Here is a 20142-nt window from a genome sequence, read left to right on the forward strand (position 1 = left end):
CTCTCCTGGACACTCGTCGTTGCAGATGTCGGCGGTCGCAGATGGCGGCCGCCGCACGGGCGCGCAATGCGGGCTTAAGGACGGGTCGCCGCCGCACCAAGGCTGGAGCGGATGCCGCGCTCAGTGCAGGTTCGCGACGGCGGCGAGCTCGGCGAGCAGATGGTCGATGAACGCGCGCACGCGCAGCGGCACGGGACCGCCGCCGACATAGACGGCATGGATGGGCTCGAGATCGCCGGGGTTGAATGCCTCCAGCACCGGCACGAGGTCGCCGCGTGCGATGTCGTCGGCGACGTGGAAGCGGCCGAGCCTGGCGAGGCCGAGGCCCTCCAGCGCCATCTGGCGAAGAGTCTCGCCATTGTTGACCAGCACCGGACCGGCGACCGGCTGTTCGATCGTCTCGCCGTCCACTGCCATCGGCCAGGAAGCGCCCGGCCGGCGGAAATTGAAGGTGATGCAATCATGATCGCGGAGCGCTGCCGGCTCTCGCGGCGTCCCCTTGCGCGCGAGATAGGATGGCGCCGCGCAGATCACCCTGCGGCTCTGGCCAAGCTTCCTCGCTACGAGGGCGCTGTCCGGCAGCGTGCCGACCCGAATGGCGATGTCGGCCTGCTCGCCGACGAGATCGACGATCGCGTCGGTGAAGCTGAGGCTGATCGTCACATCGGGATTGCGGGCAAGGAATGACGCCACGGCCGGCGCGACGAACATCCGGCCGAACGGCAGCGACGCGTTGATCGACAGGCGGCCGCGAACCGTGCCGCCGGTAACCGCCTGGTCCGCCGTATCGAGATCCCGGAGGATGCGGAGCGCGGCGCGATGATAGTCCTCGCCCTCCGGAGTGAGGGTCAAGGCGCGGGTGGTCCGCGCCAGAAGCCGCGTCCCGAGCCGTCTCTCGAGGCGCGCCACCAGTTTCGACACGGCCGACGGGGTGAGATCGAGGCTGCGCGCCGCCGCCGAGAAGCCGCCTTCACGTACGATCCGGGCGAACACCTCCATCTCCCCCGATCGCTCCATCACGATCCGCGGCATCATGTCTTCCCGTTCACAGCCATTGTTCCTCCAGAGGACATAGTGGCGGCGGTCACGTCTGGATAGATGGACGGCACACAGTTCGGAGACATGCAATGGATCTCAAGATCGACTCGCAAACGGCCCTGGTGTCCGGCTCGACCGCCGGCATCGGCCTGGAAATCGCCCGCAAGCTCGCCGAGGAAGGCGCGCACGTCATTCTCACCGGCCGCGATGCGAACAAGCTCGACGCGGCGGTCGCCGACATTGCCGCGTCCGGCGCCCAGGTAGAGGGCGTGCTCGCCGACCTCACCAGCGCGCAAGGCGTCGCGGCCGTCACCGCCGCGCATCCGGACGTCGACATCCTTGTCAACAATCTCGGCATCTACGAAAGCAAGCCGTTCGCGGAGATCAGCGACGCCGACTGGCAGCTCTATTTCGACGTCAACGTGATGAGCGGCGTGCGCCTCAGCCGGCATTATTTCCCGCGCATGCTCGATCGCAATGGCGGGCGGGTGATCTTCGTGTCGAGCGAAACCGGGATCGCGGTTGATCCGACGATGATCCATTATGCGATGACCAAGACGGCCCAGCTGTCGATCGCGCGCGGCATGGCCGGCCTCACCCGTGGCACCGGGGTGACGGTGAATTCTGTGATGCCGGGGCCGACCCGATCGGAAGGGATCGTCGACTTCCTCAAGAGCGTGGCCAGCGATCCGAGCGTCAGCGCCGAGCAGGCCGAAGCCGAATTTTTCGCGGGCGCGCGCTCCGCATCGCTGCTCCAGCGGATGATCGAGCCCGAGGAGATCGCCTCCCTCGTCGCCTATCTCGCGAGCCCGCTCTCGGCGGCGACCAACGGCGCTGCGATCCGGGTGGAAGGCGGGCTGATCAACGCGATCGCCTGAACGCCGCGGGAGAGCGTCGCGAGCGGCCGTCGTCCGCTCGCGGCGTCTTCCCACGGCGGGTCATTCCTGCTTTTGAGCCGAAACCATGTCGCAAGCCACGCCCGCTACACGCGCTCTCACCGCCGCCGGAATCGCCTTCACTGTCCATCGCTATGAATATGATCCCGGTGCCGAGCGGGTTGGCCTGCAGGCCGCCGAAGCGCTTGGCGAGGCGCCGCACCGCGTGCTCAAGACGCTGATGGCGCTGGTCGACGGCAAGCCGGTCTGCGCCATCGTGCCGTCCGACCACGAAGTGGCGATGAAGAAGCTCGCCGCGGCGTTCCGCGGCAAATCGGCCGAGATGATGAAGCCCGCTGAGGCCGAGCGGCTGACCGGCTACAAGGTCGGCGGGATCAGCCCCTTCGGTCAACGCCGGGCGGTCCCGACTGCGATCGAGCAATCGGCGCTGCAGGAGGATCTCGTCTACGTGAACGGCGGTCAGCGCGGCCTGCAGATCCGGCTCGATCCGGGTGCGATCCCGGCACGCTTCGGCGCCGTCGCGGCGCCGTTGGTGGCCTGACTGGCGAAGACCCTCCGGGGCAATGGACGCCGCGGCCGTTCTCGCTCAGAATATAGTATGACTGAGACCGGTCGCCGGCTTCCACGGGGGACTGTGCCTTGCCGCTCGATGACACGCCTTCCGCGCCTGCAGCCGTGATCGTCACCAGCGGACGGGCGCGGGCCCTTGGCCTCGCGATCGAGCAGGCCAGCGCCGGCGGGCTGCTGCGGCTCGCGCATGTCGGCATCGACGATCATGTGGCTTATGCCCAATATTCGCCGCGGCACATGCTGCACGCGACGCTGCGTGCCGAAGGCGCTGCGTCCATCGGCCGCGTCTCCGGGCGCACGTGGAAGGCGCCGAACCGGCGCGGCGCCATCTCCTTCACGCCCGCGGGGGTGGATCGCTCCGCCTCGGTCAGAGCAGGCTCGATCATGGGTCTCGAGATCGGCCTCGATCCGTGGTTCGTCGAAGACGCCTGTGAGCAGACGCTTCCGGAAGACTGGCACGCCGTATTTAACAGTTCGGATGCCAAGACCTTTGCCGTCGCCGATGCGCTTGCGGCTGCGGCGTCGTCACCGGAGTGCGATCCGCTGAGGCGCGACAGCCTGCTGCTGGTGCTCGCCCGCCATGTCGGCCGCGCCTATGCCAGTGCCGATCGCAGGCGCGACGATGGCTGGCTTCATCCGGCGGCGCTGGCACGCATCGTCGACCGGATCCGCGCCGCCCCTGGCGACCCGCATTCGCTGGCGGACATGGCCCGGGAGGCGGGGCTGGGTATCAGCGCGTTCGTGTGCGCGTGCCGAGGGGCGACGGGGCGGACTCCGGCGGCGTTCGTGTCGCACCTGCGGCTGCAGCTTGCCGCGGAGGCTTTGCGCAACGCGGAGCTTTCGATCGCCGAGGTGGCGGCCGCCTGTGGGTTTGCGTCCGCGTCGCACTTCGTGCGGACGTTCCGGGCCGCGACATGTTCGACGCCCGGGCGGTGGCGGCGGGCGCAAGGCTGAGAATGTCACCGGATCCGCGCAAGCGCAGGTTCCCGGCTCAAAGGCGTTCGCAAATCCGATAGGCTCTCTTACGCTCTTCGGCAGCATGAGGAGAGTTATGGCGACCCACGGACAAGACCAGCGTTCCAACACCTTCGCGGTTCGAGCCGAGGCGCAAAGACCCGATCGCATCGGCTCGATCGACCTGTTGAGGGGCATCGTGATGATCGTGATGGCGCTCGATCACGTGCGCGACTTCATTCACCAGGTTGCCATGGCGGGATCGCCGACCGACCTTTCGACGACCACCGCCTGGGTGTTCGGGACACGCTGGATCACGCACGTCTGCGCGCCGGCCTTCGCGCTCACCGCGGGGCTGGGCGCCTATTTGGGCGCCCACAGCGGCAAGGGGCGCGTGCCGCGCTTCCTCGTGATGCGGGGGCTGTGGCTGATGCTGATCGAGCTGCTGGTGATGCGGATCGCCCTCTATTTCTCGTGGAGCCCGGAAAGCCCGGTCCTGCTCCTGGTGCTCTGGTCGCTCGGGCTGTCGATGGTGGTGCTCGCCGGTTTGATCCGGATTCCGATCCGCGTGCTCGGCGTGGTCGCAGTGGCCACGATCCTTCTTCACCCGCTGCTCGACGGCATTCCGGCGAGCGCCTTCGGGGCGTGTGCCGGGCTGTGGAACATCGTCCACCAGGTCGGCGCCTTCTCGCTTGGCGGGGTGACGGTGGTCACGCCCTATCCGCTGGTGCCCTGGGTGGCGGTGATGGCGTTGGGATTCGCGCTCGGCCCGCTGTTCCATGGCCCGCCCGAAGGCCGCCGCCGCAGGTTGTGGATGCTCGGGGGAATCGCCCTTGCCGGGTTCACGGCGATGCGCCTGCTCAACCTTTACGGCGATCCGGTGCCGTGGCGCGCGCAGGCGACCCCGCTGTTCACGATCCTGTCGTTCCTCAACACCAGCAAATATCCGGCATCGCCCGCCTTTCTGCTGATGACCCTGTCCTTCAGCCTGTTCCTGCTCGCGGCGTTCGACCGCGTGAAGCCGGCTGCGCATGCGGCGACGCGGCTGGTGCGCGTGTTCGGTCAGGTGCCGCTCTTTTTCTACGTGCTGCACTTCTTCCTGGCCCATGCGATCGCAAGCGGGCTGGCGTTCCTGTCCTATGGACCAAGCGCATTGGACTTTGTGTTGCTGCCCTATCCGTCGATCGGCGGTCCGGCTGATCGCTTTCCGCCCGGCTTCGGCCACGATCTCGAGACCACCTATCTGACGTGGGGCGTCGTGCTGATCCTCTGCTACCCGCTCTGCCGCTGGTTCGCCGGGGTGAAGTCGCGGCGCGGGCACTGGTGGCTCCGCTACCTGTAACGCGCGCCGACGATGCGTTCGCGACGTGTCGGCCGTGGCCGGGACACAAAAAAGAGGCGGCCCGTTGCCGGACCGCCTCTCTGTGGAGTGCAGTGGTGAAGAGGCTCAGGCCTCGACCACCTTTTCCTTGTTGTAAATCGCGGCAGCCTTGTTGAGGATGTCGAGAATCTTGTCGAGCGCCTTGGGCTCGTCGAGACCTTCGAGCGCCGCGAGCTCGCGGGCGAGGCGGCTGGACGCCGCTTCGAAGATCTGACGCTCGGAATAGCTCTGCTCCGGCTGATCGTCGGCGCGGAACAGATCGCGGGTCACTTCGGCGATCGACACGAGGTCGCCCGAATTGATCTTCGCTTCATATTCCTGGGCCCGGCGCGACCACATCGTGCGCTTCACCTTCGGCTTGCCCTTGAGGGTCGCGAGGGCTTCCTGCATCGTCTTGTCGGACGAGAGCTTGCGCATGCCGACGCTTTCGGCCTTGTTGGTGGGGACGCGGAGCGTCATCCGCTCCTTCTCGAAGCGCAGCACATAAAGCTCGAGCTGCATGCCGGCGATATCCGTGCTCTGCAATTCGATGACACGGCCAACGCCGTGCTTGGGGTAAACCACGTAATCGCCAACGTCGAAGCTCAACGCTTTCGCTGCCATCTATTTCGACCTTCCTATGGAATTGGCACGCGGGATGCCGGATCGCCTCCCCAACGAATCCGGATGCCATTTGCGGCCTGCCTGAATCGATCACTACACGCGAATGCTTGCACGCAATCGCCTTCCGATGATCAGCATATATCATGAAGAGTGCTGAAAAGCTACTCTTTTAGGCAAGCCGTGGTCGATTCCCGTCCAGTCGCGAGACAGTCCGGGATTGCTTGATGGACAGAGGCTTGAGCCGCGTTCGCGAAAGGGAGACTCAGTCCCCTTCGCCGGGCGCGGCCGAGAAATATTTCTCGAACTTGCCGTCCTCGCCCTTGTGCTCGTCGGCATCGGCCGGGGATTCGCGCTTGCGGGTGAGGTTCGGCCATTCCGCCGAGTAGGTGGAGTTGACCTCCAGCCACTTTTCGAGGCCGGCCTCGGTATCGGGCAGGATCGCCTCGGCCGGGCATTCCGGCTCGCAGACGCCGCAATCGATGCACTCGTTGGGATTGATGACGAGCATGTTCTCGCCCTCGTAGAAGCAGTCCACCGGGCACACTTCCACGCAGTCCATATATTTGCAGCGGATGCACGCATCGGTGACGACGTAAGTCATGACTTCCTACTCCCTGTACGGGAGCGGCTCTAGTCGCCGCTGCCTTCGCTCGTCAACGGGGAGCCTTCGTTCACCTCCGTATACAGCGCCCGCGCCTCGGCCGGCGGGCCGCGCCGATCTGGGAGGGCGTCGATCCTGAGCACCCGCACCTTGCCGTGCACGGCGAAGGCGAGGACGTCGCCGATCCGCACCGGCACATGGGCGCGGTCGATGATCCGTCCGGACAGCCGCAGATGCCCTTCCTCGGCCAGGCTCTGGGCGAGCGACCGGGTCTTCACGATCCGCGCGAACCACAGGAATTTGTCGAGCCTCAGCGTGTCAGCCACGCCGCAAGCCCGCAAGAGCGGCAAAAGCATGGCTCGGATCGGCCTGCGGCTCGGGCCGGCGCCGGGCATGGCCGCGCCACACCCAGCCTTCCTGCTCGCCCGGCTTCGGTGCCGTCGGGCGGAAGCCGAGATCCCGCATCAACTTCGCCACGGTCTGCGGCTGCAGGCCGAGCGAGACGGTGAGCGCCTGGTCTACATAGGTCTCCGCCTTGCCCGCCCGGGCTTCGAAGGCGCGCTTTGCGAGCCGTTCGACGAGATCGACGCGGACCATCTGCGGACCGAGCGCGCGGTAGCCGAGCCGGCCGAGCAGCTTGCGCTCGGCCTCGTTCGGAGTCGGCAGGACGACGGCGGATTCGGGCGGAAGCAGCGGCATCGATCCGCCAGAGCAGGCGGTGCGCAAGGCGGTCCGCCAGCGGCGCGGCTCCGGCTTCAGGATGTCGGGAAGAAACAGATCGAGCGCGCCGATTCGGACCTTGAGGCGGGTGATCAGCCTGCGCTGATCGCGCTCCAGCGCGGCAAGCGGCTTCGCGACCGCCTCGCGGGCGACGATGCCGCCCTCGTCGACGAGCATCGCAAGAATCGATCGGATGGCAGGCGGGCAGGTGGGATCCTGCGCCGCCGCGCCCGCCGCGCGCAAGGGTGCCAGCCAGCGTTCGACCTGATGGCGCAACCAGACATCGAGCCTGGAAGACACGGTGGAACGGCCCCGCTCGGACAGGCGGTCGAGACGGCGATCGATCAGCAGGCGCGGCGACAACAGGTTCTTGCCGGGGCCGAGCCGCGCCACTTCGTGCCCGCGCCAGAGGATCGCCACCGCCTGGCCGGGTTCGGTGCGCAGCGAGAAGTGATCGTCCGTGTCGGCGGCAAGGGCCGAGGCACGCTTCTCGAACTCGCCGCCGAGCCGCCGCTCCGCGGTGGCCAGCAGCATCTTGCGATCGGCGTGCTTGGCGGTCGGATCGACCTCGAAGCTGAACCCTTCCATCCGCCCGATCGGGAACGAGCCGACGGTGACCTCGCCCTGCTCGTCGACGATCACCGGGAACTCGCCGGCACCCTTGCGGCCGATGTCGCGCAGCAGCACCGAGGTGCGGCGGTCGACGAAGCGCTGCGTGAGGCGCTCGTGAAGCGCATCCGAAAGCTTCTCTTCGACCTCGCGCGTGCGCTCGGCCATCGTTGCCGGATCGGCAAGCCAATCGGCGCGGTGGGCGATATAGGCCCAGGTCCGCACGCCGGCGATACGGTCGGCAAGCGTGTCGATGTCACCCTGGACGTTGTCGAGCGCGGCGACCTGGCTCGCATACCAGCCTTGCGGGATCCGACCTTCGCCCTCGCTCAAATGCAGATAGATGCGGCCGACCAGGCGTGCGTGGTGTTCCGGGCCGGTCTTGCGGAAATCAGGCAGGCCGCAGGCCGCCCACAAGCGGCGGACCCGCTCCTCGCCCTTCGCGCGGGCGGCGATCTCTGGATCCTCGGCAAGCCGCTTCAGCACTGCGAGATCGATCGCCTCGGGCGCGGCCCGGAGACCGAGCGACGTCGGCCGCCGCTCCAGCGAGCGGATCAGCGCCTCGGTGCTGCGAAAATCGGGATCGCCCTCCCGCCAGTAAAGATGGTCGAGCGGCGCGAAGCGATGCTCCTCGATCGCCTCGATCTCCTCGGGACGAAACTCGGCGGCGAGCTCGCCTTCGAGGGTGATCGAACCGAAGCTTCCGTCGCGCTGGTGGCGTCCGGCACGTCCGGCGATCTGCGCCATCTCGGCCGGGGTCAGCCGCCGCCGCCTTCGCCCGTCGAACTTGGAGAGGCCGGCAAAGGCGACATGGGTGACATCCATGTTGAGACCCATGCCGATCGCGTCGGTGGCGACGAGATAATCGACCTCGCCGGCCTGATACATGGCGACCTGAGCATTGCGGGTGCGCGGGGACAACGCGCCCATCACCACCGCCGCGCCGCCGCGCATCCGGCGCAGCATCTCGGCGACGGCGTAGACCTGCTCGGCGGAGAAGGCGACGATCGCCGATCGCGGCGGCAGGCGCGAGAGCTTGGTCGGCCCGGCATAAGAGAGCGTGGAGAAGCGCGGCCGCCCGATGATCTCCGCCTTTGGCAGCAGCGCCCGCACCATCGGGGCCAGCGCCTCGGAGCCCAGGATCATCGTCTCCTCGCGGCCGCGGGCATGGAGCATGCGATCGGTGAACACATGGCCGCGTTCCGGATCGGCCCCAAGCTGCGCTTCGTCGAGCGCGACGAACGCGAAATCCCGCTCCATCGGCATCGATTCAGCGGTGCACAGGAACCAGCGTGCGTCGCGCGGCAGGATCTTCTCCTCGCCCGTGATGAGGGCGACCTGGTTCGCGCCCTTGAGCTTGACCATGCGATCATAGACTTCGCGCGCCAGCAGGCGCAGCGGGAATCCGATCATGCCCGACGAGTGAGCCGCCATGCGCTCGACCGCGAGGTGGGTCTTGCCCGTATTGGTCGGACCGAGGATGGCGGTAAGCGGGGCCCGCGCGAACTGACTCATGGGATTTAGATCGGCCCTCCCGCCGGCAGACGCAATGACCTGCGTGAACCGGGCAAACGATTCAACGGCTCATCGGCTCCAGCCGACGCTTCGCCGCACCCGAGGCGGGCCCGTACCAGCGGCTTAATGTTGATTTAACTGTGTTTCCGCAGAGTCGCCGGGCCTGACGCGAAGGGCATGGCCGATCGGCCGAGCTCTCGCCGCATCGGGCATGGTGTTTGGCCGCGGGGACGCGTTTTGTATCAATTCAACACTTTCGGAACCGGCGGAGCCGGAGGCGGCGCGGCCGCAACGCTCAGCGCCGATGCGGCCTTGCACCGCTCGCGCAGCTTCGGCGTTCGCCGGGACGAGGCTCCCCAGGGCCGCCGTTTCAATCTGGTCGTCGACCTCGGGGAGTCGATCGGTTCGTTGACCTGGTTCCGCGGCGTCGCGACCTGCGCCGCACTGTGCTACGCCGCAATCTCCCTCGCACCGGGCTTCGAGCCGATCGCGGTCGCGAACGCCAAGCCGTTGTCCGATCAGCGCTGGGACCAGGCGCGCGCGCAGGCGATCTCGCCGCTGGCGCTCGGTGCCGACACCGGCCGCCGCATGGCGCCCAACGAAAAGAAGGTGCGTCAACTGCTCGACACGCCGGAACGGCCGAGCCTCAATCTGATTGCTACCATCGGCCAAGGCGACGGCTTTGCGCGCGCCCTGACCCGCGCCGGCATTGCCCAAGCCGAAGCGGACAAGGTTGCCGAACTCATCGGCGACATCGTACCCGTCGACGAGCTCAAGCCCGGGACGGCGATGCAGATCGTTCTGGGGCGGCGGACCAATCGCTCGGCCTCCCGGCCGCTGCAGTCGTTGGCGCTTCGTGCCCGCTTCGATCTCAAGCTGGAGATCGTTCGCAAGGCCAAGGATTACGTCGTCAAGCGGACTCCGATCGCCGTCGACACGACGCCGCTGCGCATTCAAGGCAGCGTCGGCGACAGCCTTTATCGCTCGGCCCGTGCGCTCGGCGCCCCGGCAAAGTCCGTCGAAGCCTATATTCGCGCGATCGCCGGGAAGACCGAGATCGCCTCGCTGGGGCGTTCCGACCGCTTCGACATCATCCTAGAGCACAAGCGTGCCGCCACTGGCGAGACCCAGACCGGCGACCTGCTGTTCGCCGGCCTCAACCGCGCCAGCGGCAAGGACCTCCAGCTTCTGCAATGGGAGCAGGACGGCAAGTTGCAATGGTTCGAGGCGGAAGGCGTCGGCCGCACCACCGGGACCCTGACCCGGCCCGTTTCCGGCACCGTCTCGTCGAACTTCGGCATGCGCCGCCACCCGATCCTCGGCTATTCCCGGATGCATCGCGGCATGGATTTCCGCGCCGGCTACGGTACGCCGATTTTGGCGGCCAGCGACGGCAAGGTCGCTTCGGCAGGGTGGGCCGGCGGACATGGACAGCGCGTTCAACTCGCCCACACGTCCGGCCTGTCGACCAGCTATTCGCACATGAGCCGGATTGCCGTGCGTCCGGGTGCGAGCGTGCGGCAAGGCCAGGTGATCGGGTATGTCGGCTCGACCGGCCTGTCGACCGGTCCGCACCTTCACTACGAGCTCTACAAGAACGGGGTCGCGGTCAATCCGGCCAGCGTCACCTTCGTCAGCCGCTCCCAGCTCAGCGGCACCGAGCTTGCCGGGTTCCGCCAGAAATTGCGCGGCCTGCTCGGCACGCCGATCGGCGGCACCTTCCGCGCCGCGGACCTGTCGCCGACGAAACCCGCCGCAGGTGCTGCGTCGAAGAAGCCGGCCGCCGGCGTCGTCCGTGCGGCAGCCTCGGTGACGAAGACGCCGATGCGCACGGCACAGGCCGTTGCCAGGAAGAAGGCGCTCTAACGCCGTTTCGGCGTTGTCCCGGAGCAATCCGGCACGCCGGCGACGTCGACCGTGATCACTGTTGGAACGGCCGCCGGAGACGGGACGTTGTTCGGGGCAAAGGAGCTCCGAAATGACGGACACTGTAAATGATACGGGCGGCGGAAGCCCGGCCGAAAGCCCTCCCGGTGCGGCCGAGGTGGAGCGCGGCCGGCCTGCGACCTTCGATCCCCAGAGCGGCGAAGTCCATGGCAGCGGCTCCGGCGCCGGCGGCGGCGGCAATCCCTCCGAAGATTATGACGATGATCCGATGACCGGCGCGGGGCAGGAGCCGGTCGGCGGCCCCCGGACCATCGATCAGGCCGTCGACCGTCCGATCGATCCGGACGAGGGCGTCTGATGGCCGGCGGTTACGACAAAGAGGCCGGCACCGGCCACCCCACGCCCGGCAGCGATGAAGCGCGGCATCACGAAATTCCCGAGAGCCTGGAAGCCGAGAAGGGCCGCGGCGACGATTCACAGCCGGTGGTTCAGCCCGGCCGGGACGCGGTTGCGCCGGATGGAACACGCTATCGGTACGACGATCTCGGCCGCGCCGAAGACGTCGGCGAATAGGACAGGAGAAGCAACATGGCGAACGACAACGACACCAATGACAATGCGCCGCTGAGCGGAAGCGACCTGCAATCCTCCCAGTCCGGCGGCGGTTCGGGGCAGTTCGGCGGCAGCATGGACCAGCGGCAGGCCGAGCCGGTCGGCGGCGGGACTACTGCCAGCGATCGCAGCAGTGCCGGCGGATCGAGCGGGACCGGCGGCTACGGCAAATCGCAGAACGTCACCCTGCAGCGCGACGGCCAGCCCGCCCAGGGCAGTCAATCCGGGCTCGCGGGCGGCGACCTGAGCGAAGGCGGACGTTCGGAGGACAGCAGCGAGATCGGCCGGGCGCCGCGCGGCCAGTCGCGCGGCGAGCGCTACGATGAAGAGCAAGGCGGCGGCCGCGGCGTGATGTTCGATGGCACGAGCAGCGTCAGCGAATATGCCGAAGACGAGCCAGCGCCCGGATCGGATGCCGAAGAGTTCGAGCGCGAAAGCGACTGACGCCCGGCTGAAGGCGATCTGTTACTCCCCGTGTGCATAGGTGCCCGGGGAGATCGGCTCCGTTCCGCGCCCGAGGGAACTGTTCGCGGCGCCGCTCGTCTGTTACGCATCAGTTACAACAATGGGGACTGAGCATGGCGAACTCGAACTCCGACGACGACAAGAAATCGGGCGGCAAGACAGGCTCGGACAAGACCGGCTCCGACAAGGATGGCAGCTGGACGTCCGGCGCGGTTTTCCCCGACGCGTTGAAAGAAGCCGGCCAGCGGGCCGCCGAACTCGCGCAAAATCCGGTCGCGCGCTCGATGATGGCAGCAGGTCTGGTCGCCGCGGCTGCGGCGCTCACCGCCAACGCCAGGGTTCGCAAGACGGTGCGCAACGCCGGCAATGATGCGCTCGATACCGCCGGCGCCGCCGCGGACAGCGCCGGCAAGATCGGTGCGGCAATCGTCTCGGCCGCAACCGACGCCGTCCGCAGATTGCTATCCGTCGGGGAGAGCGAGAGCGACTCCGCATCCAGCGGGTCCACCAGCAGCAAGGGGAGCACGGCTCCGGCCAAGGGTGGGAGCGGTGCTCGCAAGCCTGCCGCGAGCGTCAGCCGCTCGACCAAGGCCAAGACCGGTTCCGGCGCCGCCAGGCGCGGGAAGTCGGCCGTCTCCCCGCCGCCGGAATCCGCGCCCGCAGCCACCACGTCCAGCGGCGGCGGCACGAAGACACGTGCCAAAGCCGCAAGCGGCGGCGCCACCAAGACGAGTGCAAGCGCCACTTCTTCCGGCGGCCGTGGCCGTTCCGGAGCGAATGGCTCGACCGGAAGCTCCGATGCGGGCACGGCCAAGACCGCGCCCAAACGGGCAGCCAAAGGCGCTGCAAAGAGCGGTGGCCGGCGCAAGGCCGCGGGCGATGGCGTTGGCGCTTCGGCATCGGGCGGCAGCAGCGGCGGAACGGCGGCAGCGAGGGCTGAGCCCGGCGGCCTGGTCCGGACATCGGGCTCGGTCTTCTGACCGGGCCCTTTCTTAGGATCCGTCTCGAACAGGATCGGGCAGGATGACGCCCTCCGCTTCAGCCGCGCGAATCACAGCGCCCGGCCTTGTGAACAGGCTTCGAACTCCACCGGATCATGGGCACAGATGATCCTTACCTCGCGCGAATGCTCCACCGAAAGCTGCCGCAGGCGTTCCTGGTTGGCGAGGCGCGCGTCGCGGTCGACTTCCATCATCGTCTGATAGCCGCGCAGACCCGGCGTGCATTTGCGCTTCGGGCCGCGCATTTCGCCGCGGTAGAAATAGGCGTCGCCGGCATGGAGGAACCAGCCGTCGCCGGTCTGAACGGCGATGCCGGCATGCCCCCAGGTGTGCCCCGGCAGCGGCACGAAAAGGATCTCCGGCGGCAGGCCCTCGAGGGCACGGACAGCCGGAAAGCCGAACCAGGATTCGCCGTTTCCGGCGTAGCGCCGCCAGTGCTCCACTTCGTTATATTGGGCCGGCCGGTAGCGGTTGCGCGGCACGAACCCCTTGCGCGGGCCGGTGGCGGCGCTGAACTCCGCGTCCATCAGGTGGACGGTTGCATGCGGGAAGTCTTCGAGCCCGCCGGCATGATCGAAATCGAGATGGGTGAGAAGGATGTGGCGAACGTCCGCCGGCGAGAAGCCGAGCCGCTCGATCTGCCGGATCGCCGTCTCTTCCTCGCGGAGCTTGATGTTGAGGAGGCTGCGCATCGTCCGCGTGATTCGCGGATCGGGCTGCCGGTGCGGATGGTCGACGTCCCTCAGGCCGTAGCCGGTGTCGACCAGCACCAGGCCGTCATCGGTCTCGATCAGCAGGCAGTGACAGACGAGCCGTCCGGTCAGGCCCTTGCTGCGCCCGTCGAAGAAGGCGCCCCCGAACGGGCAGTCGGTCCCGCAATTGAGGTGATGTATCCGCATCGCCGCGCCTCCAGTCGTTTCGAGGCGGGCAACGCCGCCTGAGCAAACAGGCTCCGGGCAAGCGCAAAAAAGAAGCGGGGCGCCGCCAGGACGCCCCGCTTCGGGTACGCGTTACAACATCGGTAGGCTTAGCGGCAGCGGCGCCCGCGGTTGCGGTCGATCTCGCGGCCGGCCAGCGCGCCGGCGACGGCGCCGAGCACGGTGCCGGTGGTGCGCTCGCCGCGCGTGTCGATCGCGCGGCCGGCGAGGGCGCCGGCGGCGCCGCCGACGATCAGTCCGGTCGTGCCGTTCTTGCGCTTGCAGCGAAGGCGGCCCTGGCCGTCGCGCCAGGTGCGGCCCTGGTAATAGCCATCGTCGCCACGGGCGAAGGCCGGAGCGGCGGGCATGACGGGCATGGCCATCGTGGCGGCCATCAGGGCAAGAGTGACTTTACGCATGGGTTCCTCACTGGTTGATTTCTTATCCGGTCCAACGCTGCCCTTATGGATGCAGTTTCATTAACCTAAAACAACGATCGGTTCAGGTGGGAGCAGGCGGGCGTCGTCTCGTCGCGAACCGCCAAGACAGCGCAGAACCGCCGTTGCCGATGCGCGTTTGGACGGCGAAGGAGAGTGACATGAGCAACAAGCATCTGCGCCCGGACGAAACCCCCATCGACCTGCAGGACGATCTCGAGCGCGACCCCGGCATCAGCCAGTCCAAGGGGCTCTTCGCCGGGGATACCAGGACCGATGCCGAGCTGATCAAGGGCGACAACTCGGTCGAAGGCGACATCGACAATGACAGCGGCGTCGCCGGCGGCATCAACCCGACGGACGGGCGCGACCACTGATCGCTGAGCCTCGCCAACCGTCGAGGCGGAGAGGTCCTCCCCGAGCTCGTTCGGGGAGGACCTTGGAGTTTAGAGCACGTACTTGCTCAGATCAGTGTTGCGGGCGATCGAGCTTAGCTGAGCGTCGACATAGGCCGCGTCCACGGTAACGGTTTCGCCGGAGCGCTCGGCCGCTTCATAGCTGACATCTTCCAGCAATTTCTCGAGCACGGTCGAAAGCCGCCGCGCGCCGATATTCTCCACCGCCGAATTCACTTCGGCGGCGATGCGGGCGATCGCACGGATGCCGTCGTCGGTGAACGTCACTTCGACACCCTCCGTCGCGATCAGCGCGCGATATTGCTCGCTGAGACTGGCTTCGGTCTCGGACAGGATGCGGACGAAATCCTCTTCGGTCAGCGCCTTCAGCTCCACCCGGATCGGCAGACGGCCCTGAAGCTCCGGCAGCAGGTCCGAAGGCTTGGCGACGTGGAAGGCGCCGCTGGCGATGAAGAGGATGTGATCGGTCTTCATCGGCCCGTATTTGGTGGCCACGGTGGTGCCTTCGATCAGCGGCAGCAGATCGCGCTGCACGCCTTCCCGGCTGACCGATCCGCCGCGCACGTCCGACACTGCGATCTTGTCGATCTCGTCCAGGAAAACGATGCCGTTCGCTTCGGCATCGGCAAGCGCGGTGCGGGTGACGTCGTCCTGATCCAGCCGCTTGTCGGCTTCTTCCTCGACCAACCGGTTCCACGCCTCCCGGACCTTCAGCCGGCGGCGCTTCTTGTTCTGCTGGCCAAGCGCCTTCGACATCATGTCGGACAGGTTGATCATGCCGACCTGCCCGCCCATCCCGGGCACGTCGAACGGCATTGCCGGCGCTTCGATGACCTCGAGCTCGACCTCGCTAGCGTCGAGATGGCCTTCGCGGAAGCGCTGGCGGAAGCTCTCGCGGGTCGCTTCGCTGGCGCCCTTGCCGGTCAGGGCGTCGAGCAGCCGGTCCATTGCCGCCTGCTCGGCGGCGTCCTTGACCGCGACGCGGCGGCGCTCCTTCTCCAACCGCACCGCTTCCTCGACCAGGTCGCGTGCGATCTGCTCGACGTCGCGGCCGACATAGCCGACCTCGGTGAACTTGGTGGCCTCGACCTTGACGAACGGCGCGTCGGCGAGCTTGGCCAGCCGCCGCGAGATCTCGGTCTTGCCGCAGCCCGTCGGCCCGATCATCAGGATGTTCTTCGGTGTCACTTCCTCGCGCAGCCCATCGGGCAGGCGCTGACGGCGCCAGCGATTGCGGAGCGCAACCGCGACCGCGCGCTTGGCTTCGGTCTGGCCGACGATGTGGGCGTCAAGTGCGGCGACCACCGCCTTGGGGGTAAGATTGTCGTTCATGTGGTGATGTATCAGCCCGTATTGCTCGTCCGCTAGATGGCTGCGGAGGAGGAGGAATCAAGCTTGGCGCCGACCGGCGCCGTCTCCGGTTCAGGCGGCGGCCGCCTCCTCGATCACTTCCACCGTCAGATTGCCATTGGTGTAGACGCAGATGTCGGCAGCGATCGCCATCCCCTTGCGCGCGATCGTCTCGGGATCGTCCTCATAGCCGTAGAGCGCAGTGGCCGCGGCGAGCGCGAAATTGCCGCCCGAACCGATGGCGGCGACACCGCTCGCCGGCTCCAGCACGTCGCCGTTGCCGGTGAGGATCAGGGTGACGTCCTTGTCGGCGACGATCATCATCGCCTCCAGGTTTCGTAGATATTTATCGGTCCGCCAATCCTTGGCGAGCTCGACGGCCGAGCGCATCAACTGTCCGTGATGCTGCTCGAGCTTGCGCTCCAGCCGCTCGAACAAGGTAAAGGCGTCGGCCGTCGCGCCGGCGAACCCGGCGATCACCGCGCTGTTGCCGATGCGACGGACCTTGCGCGCATTCGGCTTGATCACGGTATGCTGCAGCGACACTTGTCCGTCGCCCGCGATCACCGCTCTGCCATTTTTCCGTACCGCCAGGATCGTCGTCCCGTGCCAGCTTTCCATGGTAACTCCCGCTCGTAATTGCCGCTCATGTGGGAGCGGGTTCGAGCGCGCGCAACGTCCCTTCCCACCCGCGCCGGAACCGCTTAGCCTCGTAGGCAAGCCAAAGGAGTATCGGTGCGTACACGCAATCTCGTCATTGCCGCCGCTGTGGCAGGGGCCGCGCTGCCGGCGAGCGCCGGCCAGAATAGCGAGCGGATCGCTGCGGAAACGGTCGCGGCGCCCGTTTGCGCCCCGCCGGACTCTTCTTCTGCCGGGGCCGGTGGGGAGAGCGCTCCGGTGCTGATCGACGGGCTCGGCTATGTCGGCATCGCGCCGGACACGGACAATGCAGAGGCCCGGCGATGGTTCGATCAGGGCGTGCGGCTGATCTGGGCCTATGACGAGGTCGAAGCGATCCGGGCGTTCGAACGTGCGCAGGCGCTGGCGCCCGATTGCGCCCTCTGCTTCTGGGGCGAAGCCTGGGCGCGATCGCCGACCCTGAACCTGCAGCCCCGCATCGATGAGCTCGGCAAGGCTTCGCTCGCCGCGCGTCGGGCGCAGGCGTTGTCCGCAAGGCTCGGCCCGAAGCAGCGTGCCTTGATCGATGCGATGGTGCTGCGCACCCGCGGAAGCAGGATATTCGACGGCAAGGGCTATGCGAAGGCCATGGCGACGCTGGCGCGCCTCTACCCTGACGACGACGCAGTGCTGGTGATCGCGGCCGATTCCGAGATGGTGATCTCCAAACGCGCGCCGAAGCCGGGCTCCAACGGGCAAAGGTGGCTGGAGGCGGTGCTTGCCCGCAATCCCGATCATAGCGGGGCCATCCACCTCTACATCCACCTCACCGATTTCCTTGACCGGCAGGCGCTGGCCGAGCCTTACGCCGAGCGCTTGGGCAGACTGGCCCCGGCTGCGAGCCACCTGGTCCACATGCCGTCCCACACCTTTTTCGGTGTCGGCCGGTATCGGGATGCGGCGGAGGTCAATCTCGCCGCGATGGAAGCCGACCGCGCCTTCGTCGCCAGGGCCAGGCCCGCCAAATCCGATTACCGGGTGGGGCTCTATGCCCATGACGGCCATTTCGCGATCCAGTCGGCGTTGATGCGCGGCGATGGCGCAACGGCGCGGGAAGTCGCCGCCGATTATCGCAGCCGCTATCCGGAGAGCGGCGACAGTGGCTGGCGGGCGATTATCCGTGCCTCGACCTGGTATGCCGATGGGCTGCACGCGCCGATCGCCGACGTGCTGGCGCTACCCGAACCGCGCGATCCGCTGATGCGGACCATGCGCTTCTACGCGCGGGGCGAGGCGCATGCGCGGGCCGGTGATGCCGCTGCAGTGCGCCGTGAGGCCGCCGCGATGGCGAACTTCCGCAACGGGCCGGACGGACGGGCGCTCGGCGGCGCGAACGTCGAAGCGCTTGTCACGCTGGCGCAGCATGTGCTCGAAGGCCGCGCCGAGATGCTCGACGGTGATCATGCCTCTGCAGCCGCGGCTTTTCGCAAGGCGATGAAGCTCCAGGCCGGTGGCCACTTCGGGTTCGATCCGCCGCCTTTCTGGTATCCCGTCCGCCGCAGCCTCGCCGCGGCGTTGCTCGCCGGAGGCGACGCCGAAGGTGCGCAGCACCAGCTGATCGCGTCGCTGGAACGCTGGCCCGGCGATCCGCTGGCATTGCTCGCTCTCGCGCGCGCCGAGCAGGCGCTCGGCCATCCCGACCTTGCCGCGCGCCACCTCGCCGGGGCCAAGGCCGCCTGGAGCGGCAATGTCGAGGGAGTGCCGCTGACCAGCATCTGATCGGTCCGTTTCCGACCGAGTCCCTGTTGCGGCCACTCCTGGCGTGTTTACCTTGTGTTCCAGCGACATGGGGGGATGGCAATGAGCGGAACGTTGCGGGGGGCGAGCGTCGCGCTCGCGGCATTGGCGGCCACGTTGCCGGTGCAGGCGCTTGAGCGGGCGGAGCGGTTCCGGGCGGGCGGTGCGTTCGCCCGCTGCGTTTCGGGCGCGGCGGAACAGGGTGGCGGCAGCGCGCCTGCGAAGCCGTTCCGGCTGAAAAACTTCAACTACGACACCAAGCTGCAGGCCGACACGGCCAATGCCGATGCGCAGGCGTGGTTTCAGCAGGGGCTGCGGCTCGTCTGGACCTATGACGAGGCGGAGGCGATCCGCAACTTCCGTGAGGCGCAGCGGCTCGATCCGGGGTGCGCGCTCTGCCATTGGGGCGAGGCGCTGGCGCGCTCGCCGACGCTCAATCTTCAGCCGCCTTATGTCGACGTCGATTCCGCCTCAGCGGCCGCGCAACGCGCTCTGGCGCGGGCGGGAAAGCTCGGGCCGCGCGATCGCGGGCTGGTCAATGCGATCGTCACCCGCGCGCCGGCCAGCGGCAGCGCCTTCGACAATGAAGGCTATGTTCGCGCGATGGCGGCCCTCGCCGAACAATTTCCCGGGGAGGATGCCATCCTCGTTCTTGCCTCGGACGCGCAGATCGTCCGCTGGGCGGCGACCGTCGCGCCGCTCCAGCAGGCGCAATCCTGGCTCGAAACGGTGCTCCGCCGCAACCCGCAGCACAAGGCGGCGATCCATTTCTATATCCATCTCTCCGACATCGTCGACCGGCCGACGCTCGCTCTGTCCTATGCGGACAGGTTGGCCGACAGCGGTGCGGGGGCCAGCCACCTGATCCACATGGCGTCGCACACATATTACAACAATGGCCGGTTCGCCGACGCGGTTGCCGCCAACCGAAAAGCCATCGACGCTTATGGCGATTACGAGAAGCAGGGGCCCGTTTTCTCGGCCTATCGCCGTTACCTCTATGCCCACGATCATCATTATGCGATCGAAGCCGCGCTGATGCGGGGCGACGCGCACAATGCGATCGAGGTCGCCGAGCTGTTCAACGACCGCTTTCAAGCGAAGGACCCGTTGTTCCGGATCCGCGCCGCCCATTATGCAGCGCCTTATTTTGCCTACGGGCGGCATGCGCCGGTGCAGGCCGTGCTCGCGACGCGGCCGCCGGCCACCGGCTGGTCCGGAGACGTGCACGCGCTCGCCACGGCGGCATGGCATTATGCGCGCGGCGAAGCTCATGCCCGCAACAACGATGCTGCGCGGGTGAGCGAGGAGGCGCGGGCGATCGCGACGCTGCTCGATGGTCCGGACGGACGCGCATTGGGCCCGGAAGGCATTGCTTTGTCGATCATCGCACAGAACGTGCTCGAAGGACGCGCGGCGATGCTGCGCGGCGACTTCGCCGCGGCCGTCACCGCCTATCGCGCGGCGATGGTCGAGCAGGGTGACGCCGGCCTGCAATTCGATCCGCCGCCTTTCTGGTACGGAGTACGCCGCAGCCTGGCCGCGGCGATGCTGAAGGCCGGCGATGCCGAAGGCGCCAAGCGGCAGCTGCTCGCCTCACTCGGCATGTTTCAGGAAGACGGGATCGCCTTGTGGACCCTGGGTCTGGTCGAATTCCAGCTCGGCAATCCCGACGCCGGGAAGGCCTATCAGGTGCGGGCGCAGCGGGCCTGGGCTGGCGAGAGCCTCGATCGGATGGCGATCGCCTTGTTCTAG

The 20142-nt window shown here is 67.5% G+C and carries 21 protein-coding genes; 12 read left to right on the forward strand and 9 right to left on the reverse strand.

Annotated elements, in window-relative coordinates:
- Positions 1-120 precede the first annotated feature (120 nt).
- Complete coding sequence (locus tag C7I55_RS24395; protein ID WP_332888440.1) at positions 121-1035, reverse strand: LysR family transcriptional regulator; 915 nt, start codon at positions 1033-1035, stop codon at positions 121-123.
- Positions 1036-1127: 92 nt separating this feature from the next.
- On the opposite strand from C7I55_RS24395, the gene C7I55_RS24400 reads away from it, so the two are divergent.
- The 4 genes from C7I55_RS24400 (at position 1128) to C7I55_RS24415 (ending at position 4800) form a co-directional block, all read left to right on the forward strand.
- A complete protein-coding gene (locus tag C7I55_RS24400; protein WP_106515667.1) occupies positions 1128-1916 on the forward strand; it encodes an SDR family NAD(P)-dependent oxidoreductase in 789 nt (262 codons plus the stop codon).
- Between the two features lie 85 nt (positions 1917-2001).
- Positions 2002-2475, forward strand: coding sequence for a Cys-tRNA(Pro) deacylase (ybaK, locus tag C7I55_RS24405; protein ID WP_106515668.1), 474 nt, complete (start codon positions 2002-2004; stop codon positions 2473-2475).
- A 98-nt stretch (positions 2476-2573) separates the two neighbouring features.
- Complete coding sequence (locus C7I55_RS24410; RefSeq protein ID WP_106515669.1) at positions 2574-3458, forward strand: helix-turn-helix domain-containing protein; 885 nt, start codon at positions 2574-2576, stop codon at positions 3456-3458.
- 97 nt (positions 3459-3555) lie between these two features.
- Complete coding sequence (locus tag C7I55_RS24415; RefSeq protein ID WP_106515670.1) at positions 3556-4800, forward strand: DUF1624 domain-containing protein; 1245 nt, start codon at positions 3556-3558, stop codon at positions 4798-4800.
- Between the two features lie 105 nt (positions 4801-4905).
- On the opposite strand, the gene C7I55_RS24420 is transcribed toward C7I55_RS24415, so the two are convergent.
- The 4 genes from C7I55_RS24420 to C7I55_RS24435 form a co-directional block, all read right to left on the reverse strand.
- Positions 4906-5442, reverse strand: coding sequence for a CarD family transcriptional regulator (locus C7I55_RS24420; RefSeq protein ID WP_106515671.1), 537 nt, complete (start codon positions 5440-5442; stop codon positions 4906-4908).
- A 262-nt stretch (positions 5443-5704) separates the two neighbouring features.
- On the reverse strand, positions 5705-6043 hold the full coding sequence (gene fdxA, locus C7I55_RS24425) for a ferredoxin FdxA (protein WP_106515672.1): 339 nt from the start codon (positions 6041-6043) through the stop codon (positions 5705-5707).
- Between the two features lie 29 nt (positions 6044-6072).
- Positions 6073-6369, reverse strand: coding sequence for an RNA-binding S4 domain-containing protein (locus tag C7I55_RS24430; RefSeq protein WP_408640631.1), 297 nt, complete (start codon positions 6367-6369; stop codon positions 6073-6075).
- Entirely contained in the window at positions 6362-8887 is a 2526-nt protein-coding gene (locus C7I55_RS24435; protein WP_106515673.1) for a helicase-related protein, read from the reverse strand. The genes C7I55_RS24430 and C7I55_RS24435 overlap by 8 nt, the downstream gene beginning before the upstream one ends.
- 237 nt (positions 8888-9124) lie before the next feature.
- On the opposite strand from C7I55_RS24435, the gene C7I55_RS24440 reads away from it, so the two are divergent.
- The 5 genes from C7I55_RS24440 (at position 9125) to C7I55_RS24460 (ending at position 12831) form a co-directional block, all read left to right on the forward strand.
- Positions 9125-10753, forward strand: a complete 1629-nt coding sequence (locus C7I55_RS24440) for a M23 family metallopeptidase (RefSeq protein WP_146151137.1) — start codon at positions 9125-9127, stop codon at positions 10751-10753.
- A 112-nt stretch (positions 10754-10865) separates the two neighbouring features.
- On the forward strand, positions 10866-11132 hold the full coding sequence (locus C7I55_RS24445; protein WP_106515675.1) for a hypothetical protein: 267 nt from the start codon (positions 10866-10868) through the stop codon (positions 11130-11132).
- Complete coding sequence (locus C7I55_RS24450) at positions 11132-11347, forward strand: hypothetical protein (RefSeq protein ID WP_106515676.1); 216 nt, start codon at positions 11132-11134, stop codon at positions 11345-11347. The genes C7I55_RS24445 and C7I55_RS24450 overlap by 1 nt, the downstream gene beginning before the upstream one ends.
- A gap of 15 nt (positions 11348-11362) precedes the next feature.
- Entirely contained in the window at positions 11363-11830 is a 468-nt protein-coding gene (locus tag C7I55_RS24455; RefSeq protein WP_106515677.1) for a hypothetical protein, read from the forward strand.
- A 134-nt stretch (positions 11831-11964) separates the two neighbouring features.
- Positions 11965-12831, forward strand: coding sequence for a hypothetical protein (locus tag C7I55_RS24460; RefSeq protein WP_106515678.1), 867 nt, complete (start codon positions 11965-11967; stop codon positions 12829-12831).
- A 71-nt stretch (positions 12832-12902) separates the two neighbouring features.
- Here the strand turns inward: C7I55_RS24460 and C7I55_RS24465 are convergent, their stop codons facing one another.
- Positions 12903-13751: an MBL fold metallo-hydrolase gene (locus C7I55_RS24465; protein WP_106515679.1), complete on the reverse strand. Its 849-nt coding sequence runs from the start codon at positions 13749-13751 to the stop codon at positions 12903-12905.
- Positions 13752-13879: 128 nt separating this feature from the next.
- Positions 13880-14188, reverse strand: a complete 309-nt coding sequence (locus tag C7I55_RS24470) for a glycine zipper 2TM domain-containing protein (protein WP_106515680.1) — start codon at positions 14186-14188, stop codon at positions 13880-13882.
- 179 nt (positions 14189-14367) lie between these two features.
- On the opposite strand from C7I55_RS24470, the gene C7I55_RS24475 reads away from it, so the two are divergent.
- Positions 14368-14583 carry a hypothetical protein gene (locus tag C7I55_RS24475; protein ID WP_106515681.1) on the forward strand — a complete coding sequence of 72 codons (216 nt, stop codon included), beginning with the start codon at positions 14368-14370 and terminating at the stop codon, positions 14581-14583.
- A gap of 69 nt (positions 14584-14652) precedes the next feature.
- Here the strand turns inward: C7I55_RS24475 and hslU are convergent, their stop codons facing one another.
- Together hslU and hslV are read right to left on the reverse strand one after the other, a co-directional pair.
- A complete protein-coding gene (gene hslU, locus C7I55_RS24480) occupies positions 14653-15954 on the reverse strand; it encodes an ATP-dependent protease ATPase subunit HslU (RefSeq protein WP_106515682.1) in 1302 nt (433 codons plus the stop codon).
- A gap of 90 nt (positions 15955-16044) precedes the next feature.
- Entirely contained in the window at positions 16045-16593 is a 549-nt protein-coding gene (gene hslV / locus C7I55_RS24485) for an ATP-dependent protease subunit HslV (protein ID WP_106515683.1), read from the reverse strand.
- 114 nt (positions 16594-16707) lie between these two features.
- Between hslV and C7I55_RS24490 the strand changes: the two genes are divergently transcribed.
- Together C7I55_RS24490 and C7I55_RS24495 are read left to right on the forward strand one after the other, a co-directional pair.
- The gene (locus C7I55_RS24490; RefSeq protein WP_106515684.1) at positions 16708-18369 is read left to right on the forward strand and encodes a hypothetical protein; all 1662 of its coding nucleotides are present in this window, start codon (positions 16708-16710) and stop codon (positions 18367-18369) included.
- Between the two features lie 81 nt (positions 18370-18450).
- Positions 18451-20142 (forward strand): hypothetical protein, encoded by a 1692-nt coding sequence (locus C7I55_RS24495; RefSeq protein WP_106515685.1) that lies wholly within the window; start codon positions 18451-18453, stop codon positions 20140-20142.

It is taken from the genome of Allosphingosinicella deserti, assembly GCF_003012735.1.
Classification (GTDB): Bacteria; Pseudomonadota; Alphaproteobacteria; order Sphingomonadales; family Sphingomonadaceae; genus Allosphingosinicella; species Allosphingosinicella deserti.

Coding starts and splice junctions, on each gene's coding strand:
- C7I55_RS24475 (WP_106515681.1), top strand. CDS start 14,368: ATGAGCAACAAGCATCTGCGCCCGGACGAAACCCCCATCGACCTGCAG.
- fdxA (WP_106515672.1), bottom strand. CDS start 6,043: ATGACTTACGTCGTCACCGATGCGTGCATCCGCTGCAAATATATGGAC.
- C7I55_RS24460 (WP_106515678.1), top strand. CDS start 11,965: ATGGCGAACTCGAACTCCGACGACGACAAGAAATCGGGCGGCAAGACA.
- C7I55_RS24445 (WP_106515675.1), top strand. CDS start 10,866: ATGACGGACACTGTAAATGATACGGGCGGCGGAAGCCCGGCCGAAAGC.
- C7I55_RS24450 (WP_106515676.1), top strand. CDS start 11,132: ATGGCCGGCGGTTACGACAAAGAGGCCGGCACCGGCCACCCCACGCCC.
- ybaK (WP_106515668.1), top strand. CDS start 2,002: ATGTCGCAAGCCACGCCCGCTACACGCGCTCTCACCGCCGCCGGAATC.
- C7I55_RS24495 (WP_106515685.1), top strand. CDS start 18,451: ATGAGCGGAACGTTGCGGGGGGCGAGCGTCGCGCTCGCGGCATTGGCG.
- hslV (WP_106515683.1), bottom strand. CDS start 16,593: ATGGAAAGCTGGCACGGGACGACGATCCTGGCGGTACGGAAAAATGGC.
- C7I55_RS24470 (WP_106515680.1), bottom strand. CDS start 14,188: ATGCGTAAAGTCACTCTTGCCCTGATGGCCGCCACGATGGCCATGCCC.
- C7I55_RS24420 (WP_106515671.1), bottom strand. CDS start 5,442: ATGGCAGCGAAAGCGTTGAGCTTCGACGTTGGCGATTACGTGGTTTAC.
- C7I55_RS24395 (WP_332888440.1), bottom strand. CDS start 1,035: ATGATGCCGCGGATCGTGATGGAGCGATCGGGGGAGATGGAGGTGTTC.
- C7I55_RS24455 (WP_106515677.1), top strand. CDS start 11,363: ATGGCGAACGACAACGACACCAATGACAATGCGCCGCTGAGCGGAAGC.
- C7I55_RS24415 (WP_106515670.1), top strand. CDS start 3,556: ATGGCGACCCACGGACAAGACCAGCGTTCCAACACCTTCGCGGTTCGA.
- C7I55_RS24435 (WP_106515673.1), bottom strand. CDS start 8,887: ATGAGTCAGTTCGCGCGGGCCCCGCTTACCGCCATCCTCGGTCCGACC.
- C7I55_RS24400 (WP_106515667.1), top strand. CDS start 1,128: ATGGATCTCAAGATCGACTCGCAAACGGCCCTGGTGTCCGGCTCGACC.
- hslU (WP_106515682.1), bottom strand. CDS start 15,954: ATGAACGACAATCTTACCCCCAAGGCGGTGGTCGCCGCACTTGACGCC.
- C7I55_RS24465 (WP_106515679.1), bottom strand. CDS start 13,751: ATGCGGATACATCACCTCAATTGCGGGACCGACTGCCCGTTCGGGGGC.